Consider the following 8,664-nt stretch of genomic DNA (forward strand, 5'->3'; position numbering starts at 1 on the left):
GGATTGGCCCCATGGGCCGGTCGGGCGCGAAGAGGTTTTGCATTGGACGTGTATGACGGAACGGCCGAACTCGCGGCGGGGCCTCTCCTTTTCGCGCGCGGGGCGGACGAGGCCGTCTGTCGTGCGGCCGTGGTCTGCGTCACGCGGTCCGGCGATCCGGCCCCGCGCATTGTGGTGCCGGACGGCAAGGCCACCGCGCCGTTGCGCCTCGTCACGCTGTTCGAGCATGACGTCTGGCGCGCCGATCTGTCGCTGCCCGCCCGTGCGGGCGCGTCCTATGAGGTGAACGGTCGGCTCCATCCCGTCGTAACGCGGTTCGAAGGCGATACCGCGCTCGCTTTCGTCTCCTGCAACGGACAGGAGAACGGGGACGAGGCGCGCTCGCACGAGGATCGCGACGTGATGTGGCGTCGGCTCTGGAGCGAGCACCAGCGCCGGCCCTTCGCCCTGCTGCTGCATGGCGGCGACCAGCTCTATGCCGACGAAGCCTCGAGCGCCCATCCCGAGGTCGCGCGCTGGGCCGAGCTTGCCCTCGACGAAAGACCATCCGTGGTCTGGACGGGCGAGATGGAAGAGGCCGTGCGTTTCTACTTCTTCCGCCGCTATCTCGACCTTCTGCGCCAGCCCGCCGCCGCCTCGCTCTTTGCCCACGTCCCCTCGCTGATGATCTGGGACGATCACGATATTTTCGACGGCTGGGGCAGCCATCCGCCGGCCTTACAGGAAAGCCCCGTCGCGCTCGGGCTGTTCAAGGCCGCGCGCGAGATGTTTCTTCTGTTCCAGCTGGGCGCAAGCGAAGCGCATCTGCCCGGCACCTGCCCGGATCGCTCCGGGCGGAGCTTTACGCAGGCCGCGCATTTCCCCGGCCTGTCGGTGATCCTGCCCGATCTGCGCTCCGAGCGCCGGCCCGATCGCGTGATGGGCGAGGCCGGCTGGGCCGCCTTCGAGGCGACCTTGGGGGAAGCGCCCGAAGGCGCGCGGCGCGTCGTCGTGTCCAGCGTGCCAGCGCTCGGGCCGCGCCTCAGCCTCGTGGAGGCGCTGCTCGATTTCTATCCCGGCCAGCAGCAATACGAGGACGATCTGCGCGACCAGTGGCAGAGCCGGGCGCACCGGGCGGAATGGCGGCGCTTTCTGGCCGCGCTGGAAGGCGAAGCCGTCTGCCGCCGCTCGCCGGTGACGATCGTGTCGGGCGAAATCCATCTGGCGACGCGCGGCACGATGGAATGCCGCGAGGGCGTCCTGATCCATCAGCTCGTCGCCTCCGGCATCACCCATCCCAAACCGCCCCGCGCGCTGGGCCTTGGCCTCGGCCTTCTCTCGCGTCTGGGCGAGTCGCCGCTCAAGGGCCGCAAGATTCGCCTGCGCCCGCTTCCGGGGCAGAACGCGGTCTACACCGCCGATCGCAACTATCTCGTGCTGACGCGGGAAGAAGGGAGCTGGCACGCCGCGTGGGAGCTGGAAGAGCGGGGGCGGACCCCCGCGCTGGCTTTGGATTAGAAGCATCTCGGCAATGGGTGCGGCTTCTGCCGCCGACGCAACCATGGCGCTGGCTGGAGCCTCAGCCGGTCATCCGCCCGGCGAGTGGGGCTGCTCGGGTGCTCCCCAGCCCCTAGCGCTGGCCTGCCGTGTTGACGCCGAAGGAATAGATCGGTGCATGGGCGACGGCCGAAAGATGGGGTGCGGCCGCCGCCGGGCCGTTGCGCTCCCAGCCATTGGCGAGGTCGCGCGCCAAGGTCTCGCCTTCGCTCCAGCGCCCATATCCGCTCGCCCGGTTGATATGGCCGGCGTCGCCCAGATCGATGAAGCCCGAGCCCCAGGCCTGCGCGAAGGAGCGGGCCGTCGGCAGACTCATATAGGGATCGTTGCGCGAAGCCACGACCACGGAGGGAAAGGGCAGGGCCTCGCGCGGAATGGGAGCGAAGGACAGGAAGCGCGGGTCGTTGCGCGTCATGCGCGCCGAATCGGCCGGGGCGACGAGCAGCGCGCCCGCCACATGTTCGGCCGAGGGGCGCGAGGCCAGATGCGCCACCAGAATGGCGCCCAGACTATGGGCAACGAGAACGGCGCCCGGCGCGGCAGCGAGATGGGCTTCCAGCGTGTGAAGCCATTCGCTGAGGATCGGGTTCTCCCAATCCTCCTGCTCGACCAGAAGGGCGTCCGGGTCGTTTTCGGTGAGATGGCGCTGCCAATGTCCGTTTTCCGAGCCGCGCCAGCCGGGAATGACGAGAATGCGAGCCATGGGTTCGGTTCTCCCTCTGGGGCGCGCGACGATCGCGCCGGTTTCGTAAGGGACTCTTTCGGGAGCCCGTCGGGCTTTCGAAACAGCGTGTGAGGGACAATCTACCGGCGCGGTCGATCATTTCGAAACAAACCCATGCTGAAATCCGCCGGGGAGGCGAATGACGGTTCCCTGAAATTCGCCTCCCGCAGCATCAGCCTGGGATGATGCGCAGTATCAGCCCGGCATGACCGGCCAGACGAAGGCGATCAGCGGCACGCCGACGAAGAGCACGATGAGCGACAGAGGCAGGCCGAGCCGCCAGTAATCGCCGAAGCGATAGCCGCCGGGCGCCATGACGATCGTGTTGCACTGGTGGCCGATGGGGGTGAGGAAGTCGCAGGCCGCGCCCAGCGCCACCGCCATCAGGAATGGGTCGGGGTTGAGCCCGAGGCGCACCGCGAGACTTCCCGCGATGGGTCCGAGCATCAGCACGGTCGCGGCATTGTTGAGAAAGGGCGTCACGCCCATGGCGAGCAGCGTCACCATGAAAAGCGAGGTGAGCGGCGAGAGTCCGTGCAGCGCGGTGGAGAGCCAGCCGGCGATGAGATCGGTGCCGCCCGTGGTCTGGATGGCCTCCGACAGCGGGATCAGTGCGGCCAGGAGCACGATGACCGAGGCTTCCACCGTCTGATAGGCCTCGTGCATACTCATGACACGTAGGAGAAGCAGCACGACGGCCGCGCCGAAAAAGGCCGCGACGGCGCTGACGAGACCGGTCGCGGTCAGGATCATGGCGGCCGCCAGCACGCCCAGCGGAATGAAGGAGCGCCGGTTGCGCCCGAGCACGATCGAGCGCTCGGCCAGCGGCAGGATCTTGAGGCTGCCCAGCGCCTCGGGCACGGTCTCGCTCGTGCCTTTCAGCACGAGCACGTCCCCTTCGCGCAGGCGCACGGACGAAAGATGCTGGCGGATTTCGGTGCCGGCGCGGCTGACGGCGAGAATGGTGACGCCATGCGCGGCTTCCAGCGAGAGCTTGCCGATGCGCGAGCCGACGATGGGCGACTGCGGCGTCACGACGCCTTCCACCACGCTTTCGCTTTCGATGTCGCCCGCCTGCGTCGTCGGCTCGCCCACCAGCGTGAGGCCGGCGCGCGCCACGGCGCGCTCGATCCCCTCGGGCTCGCCGACGAGAAGCAGGTCATCCTCTTCGCGCAGGAGAAGAGCCGGCGCGGGCTCCAGGCGGCGGAAGCGCTCGCGGATCACGGTGCGCACGGCGATGTCGCCATCGGCGGCCGCTTCCAGATCGGCCACGGTGCGGCCCGCAAAGCTGGAGCCCTCCGGCACGCGCGCTTCGGCGGTGTAGGCGTCGAGCGCGAAACTCTCGCCGACCGCGCCGCCCGGCTTGCGCTTGGGGATGAGGTTGGAGGCAAAGCACAGGAACAGGAAGCCGACCGCCACCACGCCGAGACCGACCGGCGCGTAGTCGAACATGGAGAAGGGCTGGCCCGTCATGTCCTGCCGGATCTTGGACACGATGATGTTGGGCGAGGTGCCGACCAGCGTCACGAGACCGCCGATCAGCGACCCGAAGGCCATGGGCATGAGAAGCTGGGAGATCGACGTGCCGCTCTTGCGCGCGACCTGCGAGGCGACAGGCATGAACATGGCGAGCGCGCCGACATTCTTGGTGAACATGGCCAGCAGCGTGACCGCGCCGACCAGCACCATGACCTGCCGCTGCGGCGTCTTCATGAAGGGCATGAACGGTCGCATGATGTCTTCCACCACACCCGAGCGCGCAATGGCCGCGCTCACCAGAAGCGCCGCCACGACGATCACCACCACATCGTCCGCGAAGCCGGAAAAGGCCGCCTTGACCGGCACGATGCCCGTTGCGACGCCCGCCAGAAGGCCGGCGAGCGCGATCAGGTCGTAGGGCAGGCGCCCCCAGACGAACCCGGCCACGGTCAGGCCGACCAGTCCGAACGCGAGGGCTTGATCAAGGGTCATGGAGGGCTCGTGACGAAAAGGCCTCCGGCGCGAGCCGGAGGCTGAACGAAAGGGAGGCTTGCGCGTTGTTCCGGCCAATGCGCGAGCGACGGCCCGCGCCCTGGGGGACGCATGGTGATGAAGAATGGCGCCGGAAGCGCATCCGACAATGAGTCGGCGCGCAAAGACAACGGCGGAATGGGGCGAATGGGGCTTCTTGCCGCGCTGCTCCTGGTTCTGGCGATTGCCGCTTTCGGCTGGACGGTCTGGCAGTCGCACCAGCGGGATGCGCGCATCGAGGCCAATACCGAGGTCGGCACGCAGACCGAGCGCTTCCTGTCGATGATCGTGACGCTCGAAACCTCCTCACGCGGCTTCGTGCTGGGCGGAACGGAAGTCTTTCTGGAACCCTATCGCCTGGCCGAGGCGGGGCTCGACGCGCAGCTCAACCGCATGTCCCAGAGCTGGGAGGCGGCGGGCGCGGACCCCGCCCGTCTCCAGCGCCTGCGTGATCTGACGGCGGCCGAGCGCGCCTTCGAGGCCGATGTCGTGCGCCTGCGCACCGATGCGGGCTTCGAGCCGGCGGCCGAACTCGTGCGCTCCAGCCGGGGGCGCGAGCTGATGGACGACATCCGCGCCGAGGTGGCGACCGTGCAGCGCAATGCGCAGATGCGCGTCGATGCGGCGACGGCGGCCGGGCGGCGCACCGACCTCATTTCCAATCTCGCTTTCCTGCTCGCCGTCGCCTCGGCCGGATCGCTCGCCATTCTGGCCTTCCGCCGGCAGCTCGAAGGGCGGCGCCATGCCGACCTTCTCAACTCCGTCATGCGCAACGCGCCGATCGGCACCGCCTTCGTGTCGCGCGATCTGAAGCTTGGGCGCATGAACGAGGCGTTTCGCGAGGCCTTGGCCGAAGAAGGGCGCAAGCCGCGCGCGGGCGACGATGCGCTCACCTTGTTTCCGAACGACCAGAAGCGCTTGACCCGCCTGTTCGACGAAACGCTTCGGCGTGGCGCGATCCACAATGACGTGGAGCTTCGCGTCGGCGAAGGAGACGAGGAGCGCGTGTTCCTAGCGAGCCTCTATCCGCTGCGGGCCGAGGGGCGAAAGACCGCCTCCGAAATCGTCGGCGCGGGCATCGCGCTGATCAACGCCACCAAGCGCGTGCGCGCCGAGGCGCGGCTCGCCGCTTCCGAAAGCCGCTTCCGCTCCCTGATCGAGGCGACCTCCGCCATCGTCTGGTCGGCGCCGAATTCGGGCCGGTTCAGTGGCGAGCAGCCCGGTTGGGCACGGTTCACCGGGCAGAGTGAGGAAGAATACAGCGATTTCGGCTGGGTCAACGTGCTCCACCCCGACGATCGCCAACGCTCGGCCGACGCCTGGAAGGCGGCGGTGGAGGCGAAGGAGGTCTACAAGATCGAGCACCGCATCCGGCGCGCCGATGGCGAATGGCGCGATATGATCGCGCGCGCCGTGCCGATCCTGGGAGCCGACGGCCAGCTCGTGGAGTGGATCGGCACCCACACAGACATCACCGATCAGAAGCGTACGGCCGCCGAACTCGGCGAAACCAACGAGCAGTTCCGCGCCATCGCCGACAACATTCCTCAGTTCGCCTGGACCGCCAAACCGAACGGCGAGATCTATTGGTACAATCAAAGGTGGTTCGATTATACCGGCTCCACCATGGACGAGATGCGCGGCCATGGCTGGGTCAAGGTCCACCATCCCGACCATGTGGAACGGGTGCGCGAAGGGCTGGTGAGGCGCTTTGCCGAAGGTTTGCCCTGGGAGGACACGTTCCCGCTCCGCGCGGCCGACGGATCCTATCGCTGGTTCCTCAGCCAGGCCATTCCGATCCGGGACGAGATGGGCGTGATCCGTCGCTGGTTCGGCACCAATACGGATGTCACCAGCCAGCGCGCGGTTGAAGAGGAACTCGCCGCCGCCAAGGAAAGCGCGGAGAACGCCAACCGCGCCAAGTCGCAGTTCATCGCCAATATGAGCCACGAGCTGCGCACGCCGCTCTCGGCCGTCATCGGCTATGCCGAAATGCTGGAGGAGGAGGTCGAGGATCTCGGCCAGGCGCATCTTCTCACCGATCTCAAGAAGATCGAGGGCAATGCGCGCCATCTCCTCAGCCTCATCAACGACGTGCTCGATCTCTCCAAGATCGAGGCCGAGCGCATGGACATCTATGCCGAGAGCTTCGGCGTCGCGGCCGTGATCGATGAAGTGGCTTCCACGGTGGGCTCGCTGGTGGCCAAGAAGTCGAACCGGCTGGAGTTGAAGCTCGACGGCGATCTCGGCACCATGCACACCGATCAGGTGAAGCTGCGCCAGTGCTTGATCAATCTCTTGTCCAACGCCTCGAAATTCACCGAAAACGGCACCATCACGCTGCATGCCGTGCGCTCGGAAGGCGACGGGCGCGACTGGATCACCTTCGAGGTCAGCGACACCGGCATCGGCATGACGCATGAGCAGGTCGGTCGCCTGTTCGAGCGTTTCACCCAGGCCGACAGCTCGACCACGCGCAAGTTCGGCGGCACGGGCCTGGGGCTCGCCATCACGCGCGCCTTCTGCCGCCTGCTCGGCGGCGATATCGGCGTGCGCTCGGAAGAGGGCTCGGGCACGACCTTCACCATCCGCATTCCGGCCGAGGTGGAAACGCCGCCCGAGGTCGAGAACGGCGCCGACACGGTGACCATCGGCGAGGCGACGCCGCATGGCGCGGCCGGTCTGGTGCTCGCCATCGACGACGACCCGCATGCGCGCGAACTCATGATGCGCTTCCTGACCAAGGAAGGCTTCTCCGTGCGCACGGCGGCCGACGGTATGAGCGGGCTCGAGCTTGCGCGCATGGTGAAGCCGGACGTGATCCTGCTCGACGTGACCATGCCCAAGATGGACGGCTGGACGGTGCTGACCGAGCTGAAGGCCGACCCCGATCTTTCCGAAATCCCGGTGATCATGATCACGATCATCGACGAGCACAGTCTCGGCTTCGCGCTCGGTGCCTCGGACTATCTCCTGAAGCCGGTGGAATGGAGCAAGCTGAAATCCGTCATGGCGCGCTACCGCACGCCCGACAATTCGCTGGTCCTGGCGGTGGATGACGACGAGGACGCGCTTCAGCGCACCGCGACGCTTCTGGAGCGCGAGGGGCTGGACGTCGTGACGGCGGTGAACGGCCAGGAAGGGCTGGAGCGGGTCGCGGTTCAGAAGCCCGGCCTGATCCTTCTCGATCTCGTCATGCCCGTGATGGACGGGTTCGGCTTCCTCAACGCGCTGCGCTCGCGCGAGGAATGGCGCGACATTCCCGTGCTCGTGCTCACCTCCAAGGATCTGACGCGCGAGGAGTTCGAGCGCCTTCAGGGCCAGACCCAGCGCATTCTCATGAAGGGAGACGTGGACCTCAGGGAGCTTGCGGGCCAGATCCGCGTTATGACACGCAAACAGATGAGCGAAGCGCTGCCCGACGGGCGGACAAGCGAATTGGAGAATGTCCGATGACCCGTATCCTGCTGGTGGAAGACCACGAAGAAATCTGGGACTTCCTGTCGCGCCGTCTTCAGCGCCGGGGCTACGAAGTCATCCTCGCCCATGACGGGCAGGACGGAGTGGACAAGACCAAGGTCGCCGCGCCCGACATCGTTCTCCTCGACATGAACCTGCCCGTGCTCGACGGCTGGACGGCTGCGCGCACCATCCGCGCCGACCCGTCGATCCCCCGCATTCCGATCATCGCGCTGACGGCCCATGCCATGTCCGGCGACCGGGAAAAAACGCTGGCCGCGGGCTGCGACGACTATCACGCCAAGCCGGTGGATTTCTCGCGCCTGCTCGGCCAGATCGAAGCCCTGCTGCCGGCCGCCACCGAACAGGCCGCCACCTGATGGGAATGGACTGGCTCTGGCGCTTTGCCGGCCGCGCCGCCGGCCCGCGTGACGGGCAGGGGCTGGCGCTGGAGACGCTCGATCTCACAGCGGCCGTACCGCCGGTCGCGGAGGCCCCTTCTGCCATTATGCGCCGGCAGCGGGACGCGGCGCTGAAGGTTCTGTCCGCCAAGGTGCTGGGGGCGCATCTCGCCAACCGGCATCAGATTTCCTACCCGCTGACGATCGACTTCCGCTCCATGGCGGAGGAAGAGCGGAACTTCCTTCTGGATGCGGCGGCAGCGGCGGCGCTGTCGGGTGGTGAGAACGAGACCGCGCTGGCGGCCGCTTGCGAGCGGCTGTCGCGGCGCGGCGCGGATGAGGCGGGGTTGTCCCGACTGCGCACGACGGTGGCCGGCGCGCCGCCTTCGGTCAACGCCATCGTGGAGCGGGCGCGGGGCATGGACCGCGCGGCCCATGCCTATGCCGTGTCGCTCATCGCGGCAGGCTCGCGCGCCCCGGCGGCCCAGCTTTACCTCACCTATCTGGCCGCGCGGCTCGGCCTGTCGCAGGAGG

Annotated in this window: 6 protein-coding genes; 4 read left to right on the forward strand and 2 right to left on the reverse strand. The window is 67.5% G+C overall.

Going from position 1 to position 8,664, the window contains the following annotated elements; genetic code table 11:
* Positions 1-48 precede the first annotated feature (48 nt).
* Positions 49-1,497, forward strand: coding sequence for an alkaline phosphatase D family protein (locus AUL36_RS21590; RefSeq protein WP_244497193.1), 1,449 nt, complete (start codon positions 49-51; stop codon positions 1,495-1,497).
* Positions 1,498-1,609: 112 nt separating this feature from the next.
* Here the strand turns inward: AUL36_RS21590 and AUL36_RS21595 are convergent, their stop codons facing one another.
* Both AUL36_RS21595 and AUL36_RS21600 read right to left on the reverse strand, forming a co-directional pair.
* Entirely contained in the window at positions 1,610-2,239 is a 630-nt protein-coding gene (locus AUL36_RS21595; RefSeq protein ID WP_062224140.1) for an RBBP9/YdeN family alpha/beta hydrolase, read from the reverse strand.
* 216 nt (positions 2,240-2,455) lie between these two features.
* The gene (locus AUL36_RS21600) at positions 2,456-4,231 is read right to left on the reverse strand and encodes an SLC13 family permease (RefSeq protein WP_058599974.1); all 1,776 of its coding nucleotides are present in this window, start codon (positions 4,229-4,231) and stop codon (positions 2,456-2,458) included.
* Between the two features lie 186 nt (positions 4,232-4,417).
* Between AUL36_RS21600 and AUL36_RS21605 the strand changes: the two genes are divergently transcribed.
* From AUL36_RS21605 to AUL36_RS21615, 3 genes are all read left to right on the forward strand, one after another.
* Positions 4,418-7,726 (forward strand): response regulator, encoded by a 3,309-nt coding sequence (locus tag AUL36_RS21605; protein ID WP_192843888.1) that lies wholly within the window; start codon positions 4,418-4,420, stop codon positions 7,724-7,726.
* Positions 7,723-8,109, forward strand: coding sequence for a response regulator (locus tag AUL36_RS21610; RefSeq protein ID WP_058599976.1), 387 nt, complete (start codon positions 7,723-7,725; stop codon positions 8,107-8,109). Before AUL36_RS21605 ends, AUL36_RS21610 begins: the two co-directional genes overlap by 4 nt.
* On the forward strand, positions 8,109-8,664 hold a 556-nt coding region (locus AUL36_RS21615; RefSeq protein WP_082656004.1), incomplete at its 3' end, for a DUF533 domain-containing protein. The genes AUL36_RS21610 and AUL36_RS21615, both read left to right, overlap by 1 nt.

Origin of the sequence: Aureimonas sp. D3 (genome assembly GCF_001463805.1) — a bacterium.
Taxonomy (GTDB): Bacteria; Pseudomonadota; Alphaproteobacteria; order Rhizobiales; family Rhizobiaceae; genus Aureimonas; species Aureimonas ureilytica_A.